The 19884-nt window shown below is 46.5% G+C and carries 17 protein-coding genes and 1 pseudogene; 15 read left to right on the top strand and 3 right to left on the bottom strand.

Annotated elements, in window-relative coordinates:
* Positions 1–271: 271 nt before the first annotated feature.
* The 15 genes and pseudogenes from FU659_RS05560 to FU659_RS05500 all read left to right on the top strand — a co-directional run bounded on the left by FU659_RS05560 (position 272) and on the right by FU659_RS05500 (position 13500).
* The gene (locus FU659_RS05560; RefSeq protein WP_147946636.1) at positions 272–1099 is read left to right on the top strand and encodes a sugar phosphate isomerase/epimerase family protein; all 828 of its coding nucleotides are present in this window, start codon (positions 272–274) and stop codon (positions 1097–1099) included.
* A 44-nt stretch (positions 1100–1143) separates the two neighbouring features.
* Positions 1144–1611 (top strand): ABC transporter substrate-binding protein, encoded by a 468-nt coding sequence (locus FU659_RS05555; RefSeq protein WP_147946635.1) that lies wholly within the window; start codon positions 1144–1146, stop codon positions 1609–1611.
* Positions 1612–1727: 116 nt separating this feature from the next.
* Positions 1728–2591, top strand: coding sequence for a sugar phosphate isomerase/epimerase family protein (locus FU659_RS05550; protein WP_147946634.1), 864 nt, complete (start codon positions 1728–1730; stop codon positions 2589–2591).
* A 30-nt stretch (positions 2592–2621) separates the two neighbouring features.
* Positions 2622–3755, top strand: coding sequence for a Gfo/Idh/MocA family protein (locus FU659_RS05545; RefSeq protein ID WP_147946646.1), 1134 nt, complete (start codon positions 2622–2624; stop codon positions 3753–3755).
* 41 nt (positions 3756–3796) lie between these two features.
* A complete protein-coding gene (locus FU659_RS05540; RefSeq protein ID WP_147946633.1) occupies positions 3797–4336 on the top strand; it encodes an AraC family ligand binding domain-containing protein in 540 nt (179 codons plus the stop codon).
* 98 nt (positions 4337–4434) lie between these two features.
* Entirely contained in the window at positions 4435–4680 is a 246-nt protein-coding gene (locus FU659_RS05535) for a helix-turn-helix transcriptional regulator (RefSeq protein ID WP_187273917.1), read from the top strand.
* Positions 4681–4701: 21 nt separating this feature from the next.
* Complete coding sequence (locus tag FU659_RS05530) at positions 4702–5736, top strand: TIM barrel protein (protein ID WP_147946631.1); 1035 nt, start codon at positions 4702–4704, stop codon at positions 5734–5736.
* 88 nt (positions 5737–5824) lie between these two features.
* Positions 5825–6502, top strand: a complete 678-nt coding sequence (locus FU659_RS05525) for a DUF7002 family protein (RefSeq protein WP_147946630.1) — start codon at positions 5825–5827, stop codon at positions 6500–6502.
* A 367-nt stretch (positions 6503–6869) separates the two neighbouring features.
* Positions 6870–6995 carry a hypothetical protein gene (locus tag FU659_RS36865; RefSeq protein WP_261807634.1) on the top strand — a complete coding sequence of 42 codons (126 nt, stop codon included), beginning with the start codon at positions 6870–6872 and terminating at the stop codon, positions 6993–6995.
* Positions 6996–7036: 41 nt separating this feature from the next.
* Positions 7037–7186, top strand: a complete 150-nt coding sequence (locus FU659_RS35140) for a hypothetical protein (protein WP_187273916.1) — start codon at positions 7037–7039, stop codon at positions 7184–7186.
* 75 nt (positions 7187–7261) lie between these two features.
* Positions 7262–8860 carry a response regulator gene (locus tag FU659_RS05520; RefSeq protein ID WP_147946629.1) on the top strand — a complete coding sequence of 533 codons (1599 nt, stop codon included), beginning with the start codon at positions 7262–7264 and terminating at the stop codon, positions 8858–8860.
* A gap of 188 nt (positions 8861–9048) precedes the next feature.
* Positions 9049–10002 carry an ABC transporter permease gene (locus FU659_RS05515; RefSeq protein ID WP_147946628.1) on the top strand — a complete coding sequence of 318 codons (954 nt, stop codon included), beginning with the start codon at positions 9049–9051 and terminating at the stop codon, positions 10000–10002.
* Positions 10003–10073: 71 nt separating this feature from the next.
* A pseudogene (locus FU659_RS05510) lies at positions 10074–10944 on the top strand (carbohydrate ABC transporter permease).
* A 112-nt stretch (positions 10945–11056) separates the two neighbouring features.
* Positions 11057–12589 carry a type 2 periplasmic-binding domain-containing protein gene (locus FU659_RS05505; RefSeq protein WP_147946627.1) on the top strand — a complete coding sequence of 511 codons (1533 nt, stop codon included), beginning with the start codon at positions 11057–11059 and terminating at the stop codon, positions 12587–12589.
* 74 nt (positions 12590–12663) lie between these two features.
* A complete protein-coding gene (locus FU659_RS05500) occupies positions 12664–13500 on the top strand; it encodes a Gfo/Idh/MocA family oxidoreductase (protein WP_147946626.1) in 837 nt (278 codons plus the stop codon).
* Positions 13501–13679: 179 nt separating this feature from the next.
* On the opposite strand, the gene FU659_RS05495 is transcribed toward FU659_RS05500, so the two are convergent.
* From FU659_RS05495 to FU659_RS05485, 3 genes are all read right to left on the bottom strand, one after another.
* Positions 13680–16883 carry a family 10 glycosylhydrolase gene (locus FU659_RS05495; RefSeq protein ID WP_147946625.1) on the bottom strand — a complete coding sequence of 1068 codons (3204 nt, stop codon included), beginning with the start codon at positions 16881–16883 and terminating at the stop codon, positions 13680–13682.
* An 85-nt stretch (positions 16884–16968) separates the two neighbouring features.
* On the bottom strand, positions 16969–18027 hold the full coding sequence (locus tag FU659_RS05490) for a Gfo/Idh/MocA family protein (protein WP_147946645.1): 1059 nt from the start codon (positions 18025–18027) through the stop codon (positions 16969–16971).
* A 29-nt stretch (positions 18028–18056) separates the two neighbouring features.
* On the bottom strand, positions 18057–19628 hold the full coding sequence (locus FU659_RS05485) for an FAD-dependent oxidoreductase (protein WP_147946644.1): 1572 nt from the start codon (positions 19626–19628) through the stop codon (positions 18057–18059).
* Between the last annotated feature and the right edge of the window lie 256 nt (positions 19629–19884).

Here is a 19884-nt window from a genome sequence, read left to right as displayed (position 1 = left end):
TTAAATTACTGCACCTATATGGCGGGGCTGTATCACATTTAGGGAGCACATGAATGGCGGTACCCCGTTGAAGCTAATGAGTTTGTTAAACTTCCCTAGTGAGAAACTCCAAAATTGTATTCGAGCTTATGAAACAGAATAGGCTGCATATCGATCCTTTGCTAAGTCATGTGATAAACCAGAGCAAGCGCAAGAGGCTTACGATGGGCTGAGAATAAATAAAGATCAGTATAATGGCGTACTATTTGACTGGTCCTAGGAGGAAGTTAGGATGATAAGAGGCTTAACACGCGCGGGTTTGGGAAAAATCGAGTCGGATGAACACTATATTACGCATGCAGCCAAATTCGGATTTCAGTCTGTAGATTTAAATCCCTTGGCCTACATGCATCAATATGGGAGAGATAAGGCCATTCATCTACTGGAAAGGAACCAAATGATCGTTGGTTCTTTTGATTTAGAAGTGGACTGGCGAACAACGGAGGAACGATTTCGTGAGGGACTGAAGTCTTTGGTTGAAATGGCAGAAGCAGCTGTTTCCTTACAATGTTTCAATTGCTGCACATATATCTTGCCGTCAACGGATCAGCCTTCAGCCTCATTTATGGTAGCTGCGACACGGCGATTAAAGCTTTGTGCGGATATACTAGGGGCATTCGGCATTCGTTTGGGCCTGGAATTTGTCGGCAGCCATCATTTGCGGACTGAGTGGGCAAATCCTTTCATTTGGAGCTTGGATGATACGCTAGCTTGGATTGAGACAATGAATGCGCGCAATGTAGGTCTATTGGTGGACTCCTACCATTGGCACACGAATGGCTTAAACATTCAGGATCTGATGAGATTAAAGAAGGAACAGATTGTTCACGTCCACATTAATGATGCCTCTGACAGTCCGATTGAAACACTGTTGGATAATGAACGTTTATATCCGGGAGAGGGGGTTATTCATCTTCACGGATTTTTGAAAAGCTTAAAGTCGATTGGCTATTCTGGAGTCGTAGCGCAAGAGGTGTTGTTGCCGACACCAGCTCAAGATTCAGTTGAATTGTTCGCTAGGTCAAAAGTGGCATTCGATAACGTATTTGCAAATTTGTAGATTTGTAGTGTAAGCCTTCATTTGATGATTATCGGTTTGTAACCATCGGACATTTTAATGTAGAAGACAGCGGTGCGTTATTTAGAGAAACGCTGGAACAATTCAGAAAAGAACACCCTGAAGTCAACTTGGTTGAAGAAGCCATTCCTCACGATCCTTACAGGGTTAAAATGACGACTCTCGGTGCCTCAGGTGAACTGCCAGATATGTTTGTTGCCAATGGTTCCATGCTCATTAATTATATTCCAAAAGGTTTTGTAGGAACTTTCAATGAAGCTTTAGATCAAGATGCCAAATGGAAAGATGGCTTCCTATCCAACAGCTTCGATGAATTCACCACCAATGGAAAAATCTATGGTGTCCCAACGGCTATGTTCTCCGTACATGTTATTTACTACAATAAAGATATATTTGATAAAGTCGGTATCACTTCATTTCCAAAGACGTGGGATGAGTTCACCTCGGCTGTTAAAAATCATGACAGGGATGACGGCTGGAGCTGTCAAGGGTAGATCGTATCGTAGATTTTGACAAAAAACCAGTCTTATGGCTAAAGACTGTCCCTCGAGCATGACTTTATACTAATGTCAGTACAACTGAATTCATTTTGATTGACGGAGGTTAATGAATGACTACATTTAAAGGAAAGATCGCCGTACATGCTATTACTTGGGGAGAAGATCATTTCAAGGCTCTGGCGGAAGCTTCGCAGCTGGGGTATAAAGCGATTGAGCCCTGGGCTTCCTTTGCACTTGCCTATGAGGATCGGATCGAAGAATTTAAAGAAATTTTGTCTCAGCATGGTCTTAGTATGACAGGTTTATATGGAGGAGCTTCTGGAGAGGCGAATCGAAGGTTTGCCGATCCGGCTAGTCGTTCCGATATTATCACGTACAATGTTCGTCTTGCGCAGATCATTGCAAAATGTGGAGCTGAACATTTGGTTTTCGGTCCAGGAGGCCGACGTCAAAAACCAACGACTTTGGAAGAGCTGAAGCATGCAGCTACGACGATTAATGAAGCAGCAAAGAGAACTTATGAGCTAGGGGTAAAAGCTTGCGTCCATCCCCATTTATGGACTGAAATTCAGGATGAGAACGAGTTGGATGATTTAATGAGTCTATGTGACCCAGATGTCGTGTTTTTTGCACCTGATTCGGCTCATTTGACTGGAGCGGGTATGGACCCTGTAGCCATCATTCGAAAATACCGAGAGCGTGTAGCCTATGTCCATCTCAAAGACTTAACCTCTAAAGAAGCAACCAAAGAGGACTTTCCTATGCTGCTAGGTAATGAAGCGCTTCCTGTATTTTGTGAGCTTGGGTTAGGAACCATCGATTTCGTCCCGATCATCGAAGAGCTGAATCGAATCAACTACACGGGCTGGCTGACCGTTGAAATTGATAAAACAACGAGCACGCCATTTCAAAGCCTGGAAATTTGTCGTAATTTTGTCGAACAACAGCTGCAAATTCCTGTTAGAGGAGAGTGAACCAGCTTGAAGAAAAAAGTTCGAATTGGCATGATCGGATACAAGTTTATGGGCAAAGCGCATAGCCATGCGTATAGAGATCTCCCTTTTTATTTTGATATGGATGTGGAGCCTGTTCTTCAAACGATCGTTGGCAGGGATCCTAATTCTGTTAAGCTTGCTGCCGAGAAATTCGGCTGGCTATCGTACGATACAGACTGGCGTCGTCTGCTTGAAAGGGACGATATTGATGTCATTGATATCGGCACACCTAACCATACACATGCTGAAATTGCCATTGCAGCAGCAGAAGCAGGTAAACATATTATTTGCGAAAAACCATTAGCCATGAATGCGGAGCAAGCGATGCAAATGTGGAAGGCTGTTAAAAAAGCCGGAGTCATCCATATGATCTCACATAATTATCGGTATGTGCCTGCGATACAATATGCCAAAAAATTAATTCAAGAGGGTGCCTTAGGTGACATTTATCATTTTAGAGCACAATTTTTACAAGACTGGATTATGGATCCCTCATTTCCGTTGGTCTGGCGTTTGCGTAAAGAAATAACCGGATCAGGGGCCCTAGGTGATCTGATGGCACATTCCGTTGATTTGGCGAGGTTCCTTGTTGGGGAAATCAAGGAAGTTACTGGAATGACGGAAACATTCATTAAGCAAAGACCTATTGGCGAAATGTCCGGGGGGCTGAATGCGATTTCAAGCGGAGAGACTTTAGCTGAAGTTAATGTCGATGATGCAGCAGCAGCTTTGGTCAAATTTGAGAATGGAGCCTTAGGTGTTTTTGAAGCTACACGCTTTGCGAAAGGCAATCGCAATGGAAATCGGATTGAAATCAACGGTTCGAAGGGTTCAATTCGTTGGGAAATGGATAATATGAATACACTTCAGCTATACTTGGAGGGAGATCCTCAAGGGATGCAGGGCTTCAGATCCATCACTTGCACGGAGAACGTGCATCCGTATGCAGGCGCTTATTGGCCAGCAGGCCATCATATCGGGTATGAGCATACCTTCATAAATCTCATGCATGCGTTGATGGAAGGGATATCGACGGGGATCAACCCTTCTCCCAACTTTGAGGACGGTTACCGCAATCAGGTCATCCTCGATACCATAGAAAAATCAGCGTCAGCGGGAACAATGGCCAAAGTCATTTATTGAAGCAAATTCATTCTTGAGTCAGCTAGTTAGGGGGGAATCACATGTATGAGTCATGGATGAACAGCATTTCGCCTTTCGTAAGGGCCGCGAGAATTATGAAGTCTTTCTCCTTGGCAGGTGAATGGATGGACCACGATCATGTTTATACGTATATCGAGCAAGGGGAAGCGGAGTTTTTTTTGAGTGGTGTGAAATACGCAGCTAGAGAAGGCGATGTTCTGCTGATGCATCCATTTATGTCTCATGTCATTCGATCAACTTCAACTCAGCCTTTGATTCAATATATTTTTCATTTCGATTTGTATGCGGATGAAGAACGGAGTTTATTGACCGACACAGCCGCAACCAATGATCATAAAAAAAACCAGACGGAAAGAGAAATGAAGCTTGCTTCCATTATCCCTATCTCCCATATACAGCTAGCGGACAGAATCGATTTGAAGAAGAGATTTTTGTTGATGCATAGGGAATTTCAGGAGAAAAGACAGGGGTATTCGTTAATAACGAAATCCATCTGTTTGGAATTGTTATACCTGTTTTTTAAAAATCAAACCGAACCAAAGATAAAGAGGGGAAAATAACAAAGGGATGGACGTTCATTGAAAGATCGATCACTTACATCAATGAATGTTATCAGGATCCTCAATTAAATAATGCTTTAATAGGTGCATATGCCGGTGTGTCTACGAACCATTTATCTCACTTATTCAAAAAACAGCTGGGCATTTCCATTCATAAATATGTCACTCACATCCGAATTGAACAATCAAAAAGAAAGATTATTGAAGGGAAGTACTCATTAACAGAGATTGCTGAGGAAGTGGGTTTCTCAAGTATTCATTTGTTTAGCCGATCTTTCAAAGCTAGTGTAGGAATGACACCTAGCAGGTTCGCTGCCACGCAATCTACTTTAATAAAATGGTGAACATATGGAGGTAACTTAACGATGTCAATGTTTAAATTTTCAGTAGGTCCATGGAATGTTCATGAAGGAGCAGACGCATTTGGTCCTGAGGTCAGAAGTTCCATTTCATTCGATCAAAAACTTAGAAAATTCAAAGAGATTGGTTTTACAGGTATTCAATTTCATGATGATGATGCTGTTCCTGATATGAATGAGCTATCGGAGGATCAAATCAAATCACGCGCTCGTGAACTGAAGCAGTTCCTCGATGAACAAGGATTAGAGGCCGAGTTTGTGGCTCCGCGGTTATGGATGGATGCTAGGACGATCGACGGTGGCTTTACTTCTAATTCGTCCGCGGATCGTGAGTTCGCTATATGGAGAGCTCTGCGGTCCATTGATATTGCCAAAGAGCTAGGCTCGGATCGACTTGTTTTATGGCTAGCGCGTGAAGGGACGCTCTGTTCGGAGAGCAAGGACCCTGTCTTAAGTCTGCATCGTCTGCGGGAAGCTATTAACATCATGTTGGCGTACGATCCTCAAATTCGAATTTTGATTGAGCCCAAACCGAATGAGCCGATCGATCGCAGCTTTGTACCTACAGTAGGACATGTTCTCGGATTTGCGAACGGAACGCAGGATCCTTCTCGTGTGGGTGCGCTATTAGAATCAGCGCATGCCGTTCTTGCTGGACTAGAACCGTCGCTTGAGATGGCTTTCTGCTTGGCGCATGGGAAATTATGGGGTGTTCATCTGAATGATCAAAATGGTCTTCGCTATGATCAGGACAAATCATTCGGTGTGGAAAACATCCGTTCCGCTTTTAACCAGCTCAAAGTCTTGATCGATCATGGATATGGCAGCAATGGGGAATATATTGGCCTTGATGTGAAAGCCATGCGCACACAATCAGCAGCGATGTCCTATGCGCATTTAGAAAATAGTTTGAGAATTGTTAAACTGATAGAATCCAAAGTTAGACGATTTGATAAGGATTTAGTGTTGAAGTACCAAGATGCTAGAAACTATGAAGCGATTGAAATGTATGTGATGGAATTGTTATTGGGTGAACAGTAAACCAGGCATTAAGCGAGATTTGAGCTCGGTTACAGGGATAAGCAGCATAGACATCTGGCATACTGGAAGTAGAAGGGGGATTGAGATCATGAGAGATACGGTTATAACGGCAATAACAAAAGCAATGAACAGACAGTCCCTTTATCATTTTACAAGAAGAAGGAACTTGCCAGCTATTGCTCATTTCGATGCGTTATTGTCCAGTTATCACATAAATCCCCTCCTTCCAGGTGAGCGTCGATTAGAAATTAAGGAAGTAAATGTTGATGAACAATTAATGACAATAAATGCCCATCTACGAATCCCTGACAGTATGCTGGAAGTTGGAATAACTCAGGAACAATTTCGGGCTTGCCTGGACAGGCATGTATTTTTCTGGCCCACCAAAAAGGATTGCCGAAAAATGCTGGACACTTATGCACGCAGAGAGCCTGATGAAGGATTTGCTGTGCTTGAATTCGATGCGTATTCGTTATTAACGGCCTATTATTCCTCTGTGAAATTATCAAAATACGACTCAGGGAGCTCGCCGCGATTCCCGAAACACTGTTTTTACAAGAAAAGTCTGGATATGTTTCTGCCAATAGACAACTTTAAATCCGTATGGAATCATACGATACCGACAAAACCATCCGAAATACGAGAGGTATTGATTGAAGAACGCGTGAGCAACGTGTCCCATTATTTACGAACTGTTTACGTCGATCATAGTGAGCTTATACCTGAACGCTGGAAAAGTCGGGCAAAACCTTTAGCAAGTTTGTAACAAAGCATGACAATGCTCCTAGGATTTCTAGGACATCGTCATGCTTTTTAATTGCTGCATCGGTGCCATTATCGTAGGCCGTGGCATATGCTCATGTCGGGGAGCATTAATCGTGTTTTTTCATTTGATCATGCTGTTGATGCGGCTTGATTACCTCATATGTTTCATTCTAAAGCCTAAACCTTTTCAGAAGTAATTCCTATTCTGATGAGGTTTTTTTATTTGGATAGTTACAAGCGAAGCAGCAAGTGCGAGTCGATAATGGATGACTATTAAAATGCTATAAAAAGTAACGAATATCCCCTATTAAGGTGATCGAAAATGTGATAATTTTTATACCAATTACACAAAGAAGCGAGAGTATGCTATGGCAGAAGTCAGCCGATGTTTGGATCAGGTGGAAAAGCGGATTGGTCATGTGCAAAGGATCATTCAGAAAAATTGGGATGCCTATGTAAATGCCCAATTTGACTTGGTGAGGGAACGGTCCTAAGCTTCCTGCAAGGGGAAGCGAAGATTGATGGGGTTCGTTTATTGGAGATTGCGGCATTAGAGTTCACAAGGTTTCTAGGGCTAGAGAAGAATGCAGGAAATATTCATGAGGCCGTCCTGCTGCAGTTGACTAAAACTTTAATGGAAGTCCAGGAACTTCTGCTCTATTCACAAGTCAAGCAAGTGAAGTGAAACTAGGCAGGATAATAACGATCCAGAAGCGAATACAGGTTGATTAAATCACGTATCCATCAAGGAGTTGCTCCTATGAATTTATTAATTGTGGAAGATGAAATCCGTCTCAGAAACGCGCTTGCCAACAACATTCCATGGGACAAGCATGGTATCGAGGTCGTCGGTCAGGCCGGAAACGGGAAGGAAGCGCTGCGGTTGATCGACCTCAAAAAGCCCGATATCATCTTGCTGGACCTTCAGATGCCGGAAATGGACGGGCTTACATTGGCTAGACAACTTCGCCAAGCTGACCCTTTTTTGAAGATCATCGTTCTCAGCGGCTATGACGATTTCGCTTACGCCCAAGCAGCACTGGAGCTCGGAGTCATGAAGTACCTGTTGAAACCGGCAGGGGATGAGGAGATTTTGAAAACGGTGCTCGAAGCGACTGAACGATTGAAAAGCGAACTTGAGCAGCGCCATAACGAAGATGAGCTAAAGCAAAAATGGAAGCAACATCTTCCTTACCTAATTAATGATTTTTTTCAGAACTGGCTGAACGGTAAATACGAGCCATGGGAAATCGATCAGAAAAGCAAGGATCTTCAATTGGATTTGCCAAAAGAGGACCAGTACGCTGTAGCCGTAGTCGATATGGATCCGCTTCTGGAAATCGAAACTCGTTTTAGCAGAGAGGATGTACCCCTTCTCAAATTTTCACTGGGAAGTATCGTGCGAGAATCCTTAGAGACCACTCCTTGCTGGGTATCTTCTGATTATACAGGCTGTACGGTTGTCGTGTTCCAGCTTGCCGGAAATGAAGAACCAAACATAGCCCTGCAAAAAATCAATGCGATGACCGAAAAGCTGCTTTTCACCGTACAAAGCTGTCTTAAGCTCAGCGCGAGTGCTGGGATCAGCGGGACAACAGGCGGCAGGGAAGATATGAATAAGCTGTATGTGCAGGCGGTTCGCGCGTTACAGAACCGGATCGTACTTGGGCATGACCTGGTGATTCCTTACCGGGAAGAGCAGGGCAGAGAGCCGGAATTGAAGTTGCAGCCGAACCTGGAGAAAGCGCTGGAAATTGCGCTCGAAACCGGAGATGCCGACAAGGCAAGCGAAACGTTAACAGCCCTTTGGGACAGTGGTATGGCAAGAGCAGAAACCGCCTGGGAAATGCATGAGCACATCCTTTATTTTGGAAGCCTTTTTGTCCGGATGATCCAGAAACAGGGTTGGCCGGTAAGGGAAGTGACCGGTGAGGACTACGTCTATTTTCACAATCACCGTGAATTGTCGGCTAAGGAACAAATTTTGTCTTGGCTGCAGCGGTTGATAAGGGCGTATTTAACCTATGCCAGCCAGAGGAGAAAATTGACTAGCCATGGAATGATTAAAACCATACTAAGTCTTGTCGAAAATGAAATCGACCAAGAAATGACGCTGCATGCCGTCGCCGACCGCCTGTATGTCAACTCTTCCTACCTTAGCCGCCTTTTCAAACAGGAAACAGGTAAGGCTTTTTCCACCTATGTAATGGAACGAAAAATGGAGCGTGCCAAGGCGACCTTACAGGAGGGTGTTCGGGTATACGATGCCGCAGCTGCAGTAGGTTATAGGGACGTAAGTTATTTTACAAGAGTATTCCGTAAATATTGGGGCGTGACGCCTGGGGAGGTACGCAGTTGATCTCCTGAATGTCGTTCGGCAGCCTTCTCCGTGTATCGGGGAAGGCTTTTTTGTGTTTCGAAAGTGAGAAGTTATGAAAGTACCAAAACAAGTAATATTACTCTAATTCGCAAAAAACGGTGGATGATACACTAATTCTATGAATGATAGGCAAGAAGGAGGAGACACCATGAGAGAAACAACCCCTTTTGGGAAAAACGTTAGTCTCGCGAAAAAAAACGTTAAAAAGAAGCTATTTACGACAATTGTGGATCGATATACGGAAAGATTGGGATTTGTATCTCGCTCTCATTCCCGGCATCGCATTTCTGCTGGTGTTTAAGTACACGCCGATGTATGGGATTATCATTGCCTTCAAAGATTTTAATATTTTTGAAGGGATGGCCGCAAGTCCATGGGTCGGGTGGAAGCATTTCGAGAAATTGATTTCGTCTGCGAGCTTTCTGCATGTGTTCGAGAACACCTTGATGATTTCGATTTATAAAATTGTGTTTCTCTTTCCGCTCCCGATTGTGGTCGCCATCTTGCTGAATGAATTGAAAAACATGGTGTTCAAGCGAAGTGTGCAAACCGTTATTTACCTACCACACTTCCTGTCTTGGGTAATCGTCAGTGGCTTGTTCATCGACCTGCTTTCCTCGAACGGAGGTATCGTCAACAAAATGATTGTCGCCATGGGCGGCGAACCGATCCGCTTTTTTCTGGACAGCCATATCTTTCGCTCCGTTCTTGTTGCTTCAGCAGGCTGGAAGGACCTCGGCTGGAATACGATTATCTACTTAGCGGCTTTGGCCGGCATTGATCCTGGATTGTATGAATCCGCCAAAATCGACGGTGCAAATAAATGGAAGCAAATCGTCCATATCACGCTGCCCGGTCTGCTCCCGATCATCCTGCTTATGTTCATCCTTCGTCTCGGCTATGTGCTTGAAGCAGGCACCGAACAAGTTCTTGTTATGTACAATCCAAGCGTATATAACGTCGCCGACGTTATCGGCACCTATGTATACCGCATCGGTCTAGGCGAGCAGGACTACAGTTTTTCAACTGCCGTAGGGGTGTTCGAATCCGTTGTCGCGTTTATATTAATCATTTCGGGTAATGGTTTGGCAAGAAAGTTTTTTGGAAGGGGTATTTGGTAACGGCAAATAAAGGAGGATCAGCTATGAATGCGAACAGTACTGTAAAAACGCCTGCCTTTAGAGGATCTGGCATGATCCGAACATCTACCGGCGAAAAAATTTTCACTGTGGTCAATTATATGTTTTTTATCCTGTTAGGGCTTTCCACGATTTTCCCGTTCATAAATCTTATCGCCAAATCGTTTAGCAGCGAAGCAGCTGTCGTCTCAGGGATGGTTACGCTGTATCCGATCGACTTTCAACTAGGGACTACAAATTTGTAGCCAGCAATTCTATGTTCCTCCATGCTTTTGTCGTTTCCGTCACCGTGACACTGGTCGGTTCGCTGTTAGCTTTATTTATGACAACGCTGGCCGCTTATCCATTGTCCAAGCCTAGGCTGCGGGGACGCAAGTTTATTATCCTCCTGTATTTGTTTACGATGCTGTTCAGCGGTGGATTGATCCCGACCTACCTACTTATGCATAAACTTCATCTGATCGATAAGCTGCCGGTACTTTTCTTACCTTTTATGATAAATGTGTACAACATGCTCATTATCAAAAGCTACTTTGAAAGCTTGCCTGACAGTCTTGAAGAATCGGCCAAAATCGATGGTGCCAACAATATGACGATTCTTGCGCGTATCATTTGCCGCTTTCGCTTCCCGTACTGGCAACCATCGCCTTGTTCTACGCAGTTACGTTCTGGAACGATTACTTTACGTCGCTGATCTACATCAATTCGACTGAATTGAAACCGCTGCAGCTGTATTTGAAGGAACTCTTCGTCTCTTCCACGGATGCTTTCATGCGGACCAATGTGGATGCTTCCCTTAACGTTTCACCGCAGTCCATACAAGCGGCTTCGATTGTTCTGGCAACGCTCCCCATCATAGTCGTTTACCCGCTGCTTCAAAAATATTTTGTTAAGGGCGTTCTGATCGGCTCTGTCAAAGGATGAACGCTTACAAACGATACTTGAAGGGTGGTGGTGGGCAGGCGCCAGGTTTGTTCCGTGATGTTTGGTTAAAAGCTTTAACCCGTACCCCATATACGAAAAGGGAGGTTCTTCCATGTTAAAAAAATGTTTAGCTGTACTGTCTATCACAACTTTAGCGGCGTCTATAACCGCTTGCGGCAGTGGTGGCCAATCGGCCGGCAGCTCCACAGCGCCGGCCGCGTCAATGGCACCAACTGTATTAGCAGATGCGAATAAGCCGAAGCCGGAATTCAAGGCGCTGCTGCAGTACGCTCGTTTTGATCCAAATACCGAAGTCGTGGCGAAGTTCCTGAACGAAAAAACAGGTTACAAAGTAACCTACGATATGCTGCCGGTTGAGAACCCAGACGACAAGCTTAACCTGCTCATGGCCAACAAGGAACAATATGCCTTCATGCTGCTCAGCGGACCGCAGTATTCCAAACTCGCATCGTCTGGCGCACTTGAGCCGATCGACGAGTTAGTCAACAAATATGGCACCAATATGAAAAACGTCATCTCCCAAAATTCTTGGAACGGAGCGAAGCTGAACGGTAAAATTTACGGTATTCCGCAGACGGGATCGGGTACGGTCGTCAATTCGGCACTCATCGTTCGCCAGGATTGGATGGATGAGCTTGGGCTGAAGGCACCGACAACGCGTGACGAGCTGTACAACGTCATGAAGACGCTCAAAGAAAAGAAAAATGTCATGGCACTATCAGGTGGGAAAAGCCCTCTAATTCCTGAAATCCTGCCTACATTTGGCCTGACAATGGTTCAGACGACCTTAACGACCGGCTGGCAGGACGTAAATGGCAAACTGGTAAATGCGGTCGAAAACCCGAATATGAAAAAATATTTGGAGTTTACAAAGAAGCTGTACACCGAGAAATTGATCGACCAAGAGTGGTCTCTTAATCAGGCGAACAAAGTAATAGAGAACTTTACGAGCGGTAAAGCGGCCATCATCTCGAACGCCTACTTCAATGCACCTACGGTACAAAATGCGCTTCTCAAAAATTCACCAAACGCCAAAATTTCCAGCCTGCCTTATCTAAAAGGGGATGATGGCAAAGTTCAAGTCATGGCAACTGCAGGCATCAGCTTTTACGTGGGTATACCGAAATGGGCCGATAAGAAGGAAGACATCATCAAGTATTTGGATCTGAAGCTAGACAAAGACATTCACAAGGAAGCGGCCATCGGTAAAGAAGGCGTTCACCACAAGGTGGAAAATGGCAGCTATTTCCCGATCCTTCCGATCTTTAACGATCAATACAACAACGCCTCGTCCTTCCTCACGGGTGTGGATGAGAAAAACTATCCGATCTATTGGCAGGCGCGAGTTCGTAAAGATCCGATCCTGACGGATGCATTTAATAAAAATCAGGAAGCTTCGAAAGGAAACGTTGTTGTCGATCCGCTCTCCTTTGCTCCTCCGCTTGAAGCCATCGGTAAGTACAATTTGAAGCTGCAAAAGTTGATGGAGGATACGTTCCTGAAGTACATAACAGGTGCAGAGCCGCTCGAAAATTATGATAAGTTCCTGGCTCAGTGGAAAGCAGAAGGCGGAGACGAAATGACGAAAGCAGCCAATGAATGGTACGCTGCGAACAAGAAGTAAGCCTTTTACAGGCACAATATTCCCCTGCGGTTCATGCCGTGGGGGTTTTATATCTAAGAGGGAGTGAGAGAGCGATGAAAAAGATTGGTTTTATCGATTATTTTTTGGATGAATGGCATGCGGAGAAATATCCGGCGTGGTTGGAGAAAACATCAGGCGGAGAAATGAAGGTGGCTTATGCATACGGCATGGCGAATATGGCAGGTAAACTCACCAATTCGGAATGGTGCGAAAAGAAAGAAATCAAGCTTTTGGATTCGATTGAGGCCGTTGTGGATCAGAGTGATTATCTGGTCGTTCTATCGCCGGATCATTCGGAGTACCATGAGGAACTTTCACAGCTGCCGCTTCGATCCGGCAAGCCCACCTTTATCGATAAAACCTTTGCGCCTGACCGGGCGGGGGCCATACGGATGTTTGAACTCGCCGACAAGCACGGAACCCCGATGTACTCGACTTCGGCTTTACGGTTTGCTGCCGAGTATTCGGGACTAGTGAAGCAGGGAATAGAGTCTATTTGTAGTCTAGGACCGGGGGAATTTGGCAATTATTCGATTCATCAGGTGGAACCTATCGTTTCGCTGATGGGAACGGATGTCATACGGGTGATGTGGACGGGCACAGCGAACACGCCGGCGTTGTTAATCGGGTATGCTGATGGCCGACAAGCGACGATCAACCTGTATGGTTTGGAATGCCCATTCAACATGGCTTTGAGTTATGAAACGGGACAGTCGAAGTTTCTGAAGATCGAGTCGGATTTTTTCGGAGCGTTCATTGAGAACCTTATTGGTTTTTTCGAGTCGGGTAAGCCACTAGTTCCGCAGGCAGAAACGATTGCGATTGCGACGATTCTGGAGGCTGGAATGAAAGCAGCGAAGACGCCATATCAATGGTTGGCGCTGCCGTAAACGGAAAGTAGATATTGCAGTTAAGTGAAGCGACACGACAATCCTCTATTTCGCGAAAATACAGCTAGCTACCCGAGTTGCAAGCAATAACGTATTGACGTTCTGCGAAGACTCCAAAAAAAGCATCCTGACCTTCCCACAAGGAAGGCCAGGATGCTTTTTTGTTTCGTTATCAACCCTTAACCGTTATCTTCATTTTCAATCTCCATATGATCAATCTCTTCGTCATCATTCTGTTTATCATCATTCTTATCTTTATGATTGTTGAACACTTTGATTTTGATCTCCGACATATTGCCATTGTAGGAGGCAGTGACGGTTGCGGAGCCGGGTTTCACGGCTGTGATGGTGCCGTCCGCAGCAATGGAAACGACTTTATCGTGCGAAGAGCGGTATATCGGTCCTAAGGTAATATACGACTTCGTTCCGTCCGAGTAGGTTGCCTTTAAGGGTGCCAAATAGGTTTCACCTTGGACAAGGCTGTGTTTCTTTTCTTCAAAAGAGAGACCCTCTAACTCGACGACGCTGACGATTGACTTGGCTGTTTTCCCTTCGAATTGGGCAGTAATTTCCGTAGTACCTGCCTTCAGCGCGGTAACTGAGCCGTCTGCAGCAATAACTGCTACCTTAAGATTACTAGAGCTGAACGAAGCACCGGTTACAACGACGCTCGTTCCATCCGAGTAGACAGCAGTCGTGACGGATGCGTGATTATCGCCTGCTACAAGACGGTATGCGGGTGAATCCAGCGAGATGCCTGTAATGACGGGGGCCGTACGAGTGACGGTTACAGTTTTTTCGTTCGTTTTGAGGTCGTCAACGTAAACGGAGATGTTGACGACATTGGCACCCACATCCAGCGTGACATTTCCGGTGAAGTCTCCACTGTTTGTTAGTGTTGCAGGAACATCGTTCACGCGAACGTCCGCAGTGCCCGGTCCCAACACTTCCACACTGCCTTTGATCTCTAGGTTCTTCAGCGGTGTGCTGATGTTTGCATAGGCCAAATGGCCCCGCAATACGGCTGATCTTACGTTATCGCCGACCTTGTAAGTTATAGCGACCAGCTGTCGTTTCGTCCGAACGCCTGACGCATCCAATGCAGAGATCACGAAGCCGCCCTGCGGAATAGCGCTGTTATTAGGGGACATATTGGTCCAGTTCCAACTCAGCGCCTGCTGCTGATTGACGACTTGGGTGACTTTGCCGGTGTTGCCAACAATAGCTTCGACACCGTACGTAGTCGTGGCTGTCGTCAGACCGAATGCATCCGAGTACACGTTCAAATTGTTTTCGTTTCGGCTCACGTTGTACATATCTCCTTCCAGGAAAGCTTCGTTGTTTCCGGGAATACTGGAGCCGACTTGATAATCCTTGACGTACTCCACGTTCTGGAGAGAGGCTTTCACGACCGGCCAATTGACCTGCGAATAGTCGAAGAGCATGAGGCCGTTCGTTTGCGACAGGCCTGTCTGGAACACAGAACGCTGCAGCGGGGGATCCTGGATGTTGGCCAGCGCAATGCTAGCGTACATCGGAACTTCGCCGTTTGTTACGATGTTGCCAAGGGTAATGTAATGTTCGATTTCTTTTTGCGTCGTCTGGTACGTACCGATCATGAGAAAATCGATGTTATCTGTATAGCCTGCTTTGGAGTAAGAATCGGTATATAGGCTGTCCTCCGGGAATTGGAGGCGGCTGTCATACTTGAAATTGGGGCTGCCCCAGTGAACACCGTTCAGGTAGTAAGTTTCAAACCAGGAGCCAACATAGGCGGAAGATTGGATCTTTTTGCCCTTCAATGCTGTGTAGCGGTCGGTTAGTAAACGGACTTCATCCGTAAACGTCTTGATCGTTTGCGAGCGGAATTCCCACCAGTCGTTCTGTAAGGGACCTGACTGACGGACATTGTTCACATAGGTGAACACGTCAGCAGGCCAGTTCGTCAGCTGTTTGCCGCGGGCGGATAGAAATGCTTCAAACTTCTGGCGTGTTAGCGGGCTAAAGTCGGCTGTTTCATTGTCATAGCGGGTCCGGTCGAGCACGACGCCGTCAACATCATAGTTTTTGATGACCTCTTCTATGTTTTTCAACTCGAAGGCTCTGACGTCATCATTGGCCGGGTTAACGAAAGCAACGAGGGATTTGCCTGATTTGTAATAGTTGCTTTCACGCAGCCGCAAAATCTGACCGTTATCCTCGGGACGGTACACTTGCTCTTCCCAATCGAGATGTTGGTTCAGCAGCCCATACTCATTGTGGGCAGGCGAGCCTTCGGCAAAGACGTTGAAAGCAGCATGGATTTTGATACCAAGCTGGTGCCCGTACGTGATGAACTCCTCTAACATGTCGAGGTCCGGATTCGCTCCCGCGCGGGTTGGCGCTGTCATCTGTGAGATATGTGGGCGGCCTGTCAGGTCGTTCTTTTTGTAATTGGCGAAGCCTTCCACGCCTTTGACATCAAGCGCTATCGCCGTAACGCCGGCGTCTTTCGCCTTAATTAGCATATCTCGCACATTTTCAGGCGTCTGAAGCTTGAAAATATTAGTTCCTTGGTCAACCCAGAGGACGACTTCCTTTGTTGTGCCGGTTTGTTTTTTATAAAACACAATGAGCGTTTTACGGTCGTTTTCCACACCGTTTTTGGAGACTACGACATCTAGGTAATTAACACCTTCTGTGAGCCCGATATCAATCTGGAAGGTGTCGTTCGCCTGCAAGGTGACGGCGGTTTGGTTCACACGGACCGAATAGGGGATACCCTGCTCTAGATTTTCCAATTTGCCTGAAACGGTTGTTTGCGGCAGGGTGACGGTAAACCAGGCGTCATTGTTCAGTTTGAGTTGGGCTTTAGGACCTTGTCCCGTCATTAATTCAGTAACAGGAATCACATCGCCGTTTTTACGCAACTTGATCTTATCCCCGACTTTGAAGTTTTTGGCGAGATACTGCTTGTAGGTTTTGTTTGCCCAGCTGTCGTCGCCTGCGACTAGGATGTAGCCACCTTGAGGGATGGCCAGATCTGTAGGTCCCGTCCACACAGGCACCGCGCCGTTCACAGAAGGGTTAACAACCTGCGTCACTTGGTTAGCAGAGTCGACGACAACGCCGATGGATGTTTTTCCAACTGTTATCTGCGGTGCGTACTCTTTTGTGAATAATGCCACATAATCTGTAATTCCACTTACATCCTTATCGACCGAATTAATCTGCTTGCGTGGACCTTCAATATCAATGGTAATGTCCACTGGAGCGGCTTCCACTTCAATGTAATCGGCGGCAGCGGTAGAGAGGCTGGTTTCCGCAGCAAACGCAGTTATTGGACAAAGGGAAACGAGCAGCGTCAACAAGAGGGTGAAATTCAACCATTTTAACTTTTTCAACGGTATTCACTTTCCTTCCGTATGAGATAAGCTCAGTTATGAACCAGTTCCATTTCAGGTTTTCCGCAAGCCAATTTGCCGATTCTTAGAAGTGTATTTCTTCTCCTTTTTCACTGGATTCATAAATACCGCAAAGAATTTTCATCATTTCAACGCCGTCCTGCACAGGGGAGAGGGTTTCTTTTTTTCCTTGGCATACCTCGATGAAATAATTGATTTCTTGCTGGAAACCGGCGACGAAATCGAAGGACAGGTTGTTGATCTGCGGCGTAAGGTTCAGGATGGTGTCGTATTTCTCCGTAACGATAGATAACTGTGGCTCCAACTCTGCGCCGCCTTTGTCACCATACAGCTTTACGGTAAGCTCGTCTTCTTTCGCATGAAGCGTGAAGCTTACATCGACAAGGAGGGAGGCGCCGTTCTCAAAGCGGATCATCGCATTTGCCATATCCTCTACGGTATTATGAGAAGCATCGTAGTCAGCCGCTTTGTAAAAAGCAAGATTTTTCACGTTGGCACGGTTGCCAAGTCTTTTGTAAATGTTCCCGGATATCGACTTTACCTTTGGTCGGCCCATCAGGTACCAACACAAGTCGATCACGTGTACCCCTACATCAATCAGCGGTCCGCCACCTGAACGCTCGACATCAGAGAACCAACCGCCCGGGTTGCCCAGACGACGGATACACGAAGCTTTTGCATAGTAAATTTCGCCGAGCTCATCGTTGTCCAGGAAGGATTTGACGATGCTCGTGTTGGACGCATACCGACGGACGAAACCGACTTGGAGCGTTTTACCGGAACGGAGGACTGCTTTTTCCACGGCCAGCGCTTCTTCCACTGTTTTGCAAAGCGGTTTTTCAGTGAGTACGTTTTTACCAGCCTCCAGTGCGGCAATGGAAATCGGTGCATGGCTGTTGTTCCACGTACAGATACTCACGGCATCCACGCCCGGATCGGCAAGCAGCTCCTTATAGTCGGTGTAAACGTGGGTTATCCCGTATTTATCAGCCTTTGCCTTCGCACGTTCCTCGTTCAGATCGCAGATCGCGTAAAGCTCCACATCCGGATTGTTTTGATAGGATTTTAAATGCAATTCGGAAATCGATCCGGCTCCGATAACCGCTATTTGTATTTTTTTCATCATGAAAGCCACCTCGTCTTTAGAATTTTTTATACCGAATGAATAGTCGTCCAAGCGAGTTCGATCCCATAGCCCACTAGCATACGCTGGAAGTCGCGAAGCTCCGATTCCTTGTTTCGCACCTCGCGGGGCAGCAGATTGCGGTCTATGCAGTGGCTTGCTAGAAAGCCAGCCGCTTCGCCGATGTTCCATTCAACCGGATGAAGTCGATAGCAGCCGTTCGTAATGTGCGTGACACCCAAATTTTTACACGCCGGAAGCAAGTTATTCATCCTGACAGGAATCAGGCTGCCCAGTGGAATCTGGAACGGAAGCGAAGAGATATCGATATAATGGCGGTTCCCCGTACTTGGATGCAGGTCAATGCGGTAGCAGCCGATACCGACGGAATCGTCGAATGGCTCCGCTTTTCCGTCCGTCCGGCAAGCAGCGCTCACATGCTGCTCCAATACAGTAAACTCTGCTTTGATGCGGCGTGATTCTCGTATGTAAGGGTACATGGCCAGTCCGTCTTCGGTGCCGACGATGTCTTTACGCAGACGAAGTCCCGGGTATCCTTTACCTCCGTCAGGCCGAGGCGCTTCCGTTTGCAGCCAATAGAGCAAGGAAAGACTGAGCTGCTTGGCATCCCATAGGTTTTGCTCTCTTTTCTCTTCACTCACGTCGATGACTGAACCTATCCAGTAGTCGTTTTGAGGCCAGTTGACTAGCGTGATGCTTCCGGGATAAAAGCCCTTCTCAAAGTTCGTGCTATCAATAATGCGCCGATAGTAGAAGAGGGAATACCGTTCTGTCCCTTCAAAAAGCTCGTAATTCACCGACTCCAGGGTATGAGGACGAACTCCTGTCCAGCTCAGCAGCCGATCCGGCCAAAAATCAGCTTTATACTGCCGCCAGAAGTCGTAGCGCTCAGGTCGATCGATGGTGTGATCTTCTCCTTCGATATAATCCATTGCGAAACAGTACGTAAAGCCCTGCATGTCCTGCGGAAGGGCCTGGCCCTCCACGGCATGGGGCTCACCGGTCTGGTTAACGGACTCCGCTCCGGTCACGTATTCCGCTCCGGCGAGCGGCAAAACATCTCCGCATTCCGTTGCATCAAGGAAGTAGGAGGCGGAAAGCTCAACAAGGTCTTCTGTAATCATATTACGTACCGTAACCGAACGGACGTCATCGCCGTCCACGGAAACCGAATTCACACGATGGCGGTGAAGAATGAGAAGTCTCCCGCTATGAACATAGGGAGCGAGCATATCTTGCAGCACCGCCAAAGCAGCGCGAGGCTCGTGGCACAGTCGCGAAACGCCGCCGTTTCCGGGATTCAGATAAATGCGGGACCGCGCTTCTGCCGTAAGCGGAAAATGTCGTCGATAATACTCACGCACACCGTCTCGGAACTGCCGGTATGTGCGGGTGCAGCCGAACTGTTCGATCCATTGGTGTTCATCCGGCGGAACGGCTTGGCTCGTTAATTGCCCCCCGATCCAATCTGTTTCCTCGGTCATGATTACCTTCTTACCCGATTTGGCGGCGGCAAGTGCGGCGGCGCAGCCACCGGTTCCCCCGCCGATAATGACGATATCGGCCTCGTATGCTTGCATGTTGTTTTTGCTGTTCATGTCTGCCAACGCATATATCCCCTCCCTTTTCCTCCTGGCCCACAGGTTTTCATAGGCTATCCCCATTGTATTACAGCATGAACGAGGCTACAGCGGAGGACCATGACTTCTTTTGGTACTTTAATAACCTTTGACCTGGAGGAAAAAGGGTTTCTCGGTTAGGGGGACGAAAATACTTAATGCAAAGCTAAAGTGAGAAGTTCATCTCCTTTCGAGGCGGACTTCTCTTCCTTTACAA

Origin of the sequence: Paenibacillus sp. N3.4, assembly GCF_008017805.1 — a bacterium.
Taxonomy (GTDB): Bacteria; Bacillota; Bacilli; order Paenibacillales; family NBRC-103111; genus Paenibacillus_E.
This window is presented reverse-complemented; position numbering and strand designations above follow the sequence as displayed.

Excerpts from the sequence above, each read along its gene's own strand:
- FU659_RS05530 (WP_147946631.1), top strand. The coding sequence starts at position 4,702 with ATGTCAATGTTTAAATTTTCAGTAGGTCCATGGAATGTTCATGAAGGA.
- FU659_RS05490 (WP_147946645.1), bottom strand. The coding sequence starts at position 18,027 with ATGAAAAAAATACAAATAGCGGTTATCGGAGCCGGATCGATTTCCGAA.
- FU659_RS05485 (WP_147946644.1), bottom strand. The coding sequence starts at position 19,628 with ATGCAAGCATACGAGGCCGATATCGTCATTATCGGCGGGGGAACCGGT.
- FU659_RS05560 (WP_147946636.1), top strand. The coding sequence starts at position 272 with ATGATAAGAGGCTTAACACGCGCGGGTTTGGGAAAAATCGAGTCGGAT.
- FU659_RS05550 (WP_147946634.1), top strand. The coding sequence starts at position 1,728 with ATGACTACATTTAAAGGAAAGATCGCCGTACATGCTATTACTTGGGGA.
- FU659_RS36865 (WP_261807634.1), top strand. The coding sequence starts at position 6,870 with ATGGCAGAAGTCAGCCGATGTTTGGATCAGGTGGAAAAGCGGATTGGT.
- FU659_RS05520 (WP_147946629.1), top strand. The coding sequence starts at position 7,262 with ATGAATTTATTAATTGTGGAAGATGAAATCCGTCTCAGAAACGCGCTT.
- FU659_RS05525 (WP_147946630.1), top strand. The coding sequence starts at position 5,825 with ATGAGAGATACGGTTATAACGGCAATAACAAAAGCAATGAACAGACAG.
- FU659_RS05505 (WP_147946627.1), top strand. The coding sequence starts at position 11,057 with ATGTTAAAAAAATGTTTAGCTGTACTGTCTATCACAACTTTAGCGGCG.
- FU659_RS05500 (WP_147946626.1), top strand. The coding sequence starts at position 12,664 with ATGAAAAAGATTGGTTTTATCGATTATTTTTTGGATGAATGGCATGCG.
- FU659_RS05545 (WP_147946646.1), top strand. The coding sequence starts at position 2,622 with ATGATCGGATACAAGTTTATGGGCAAAGCGCATAGCCATGCGTATAGA.
- FU659_RS05540 (WP_147946633.1), top strand. The coding sequence starts at position 3,797 with ATGTATGAGTCATGGATGAACAGCATTTCGCCTTTCGTAAGGGCCGCG.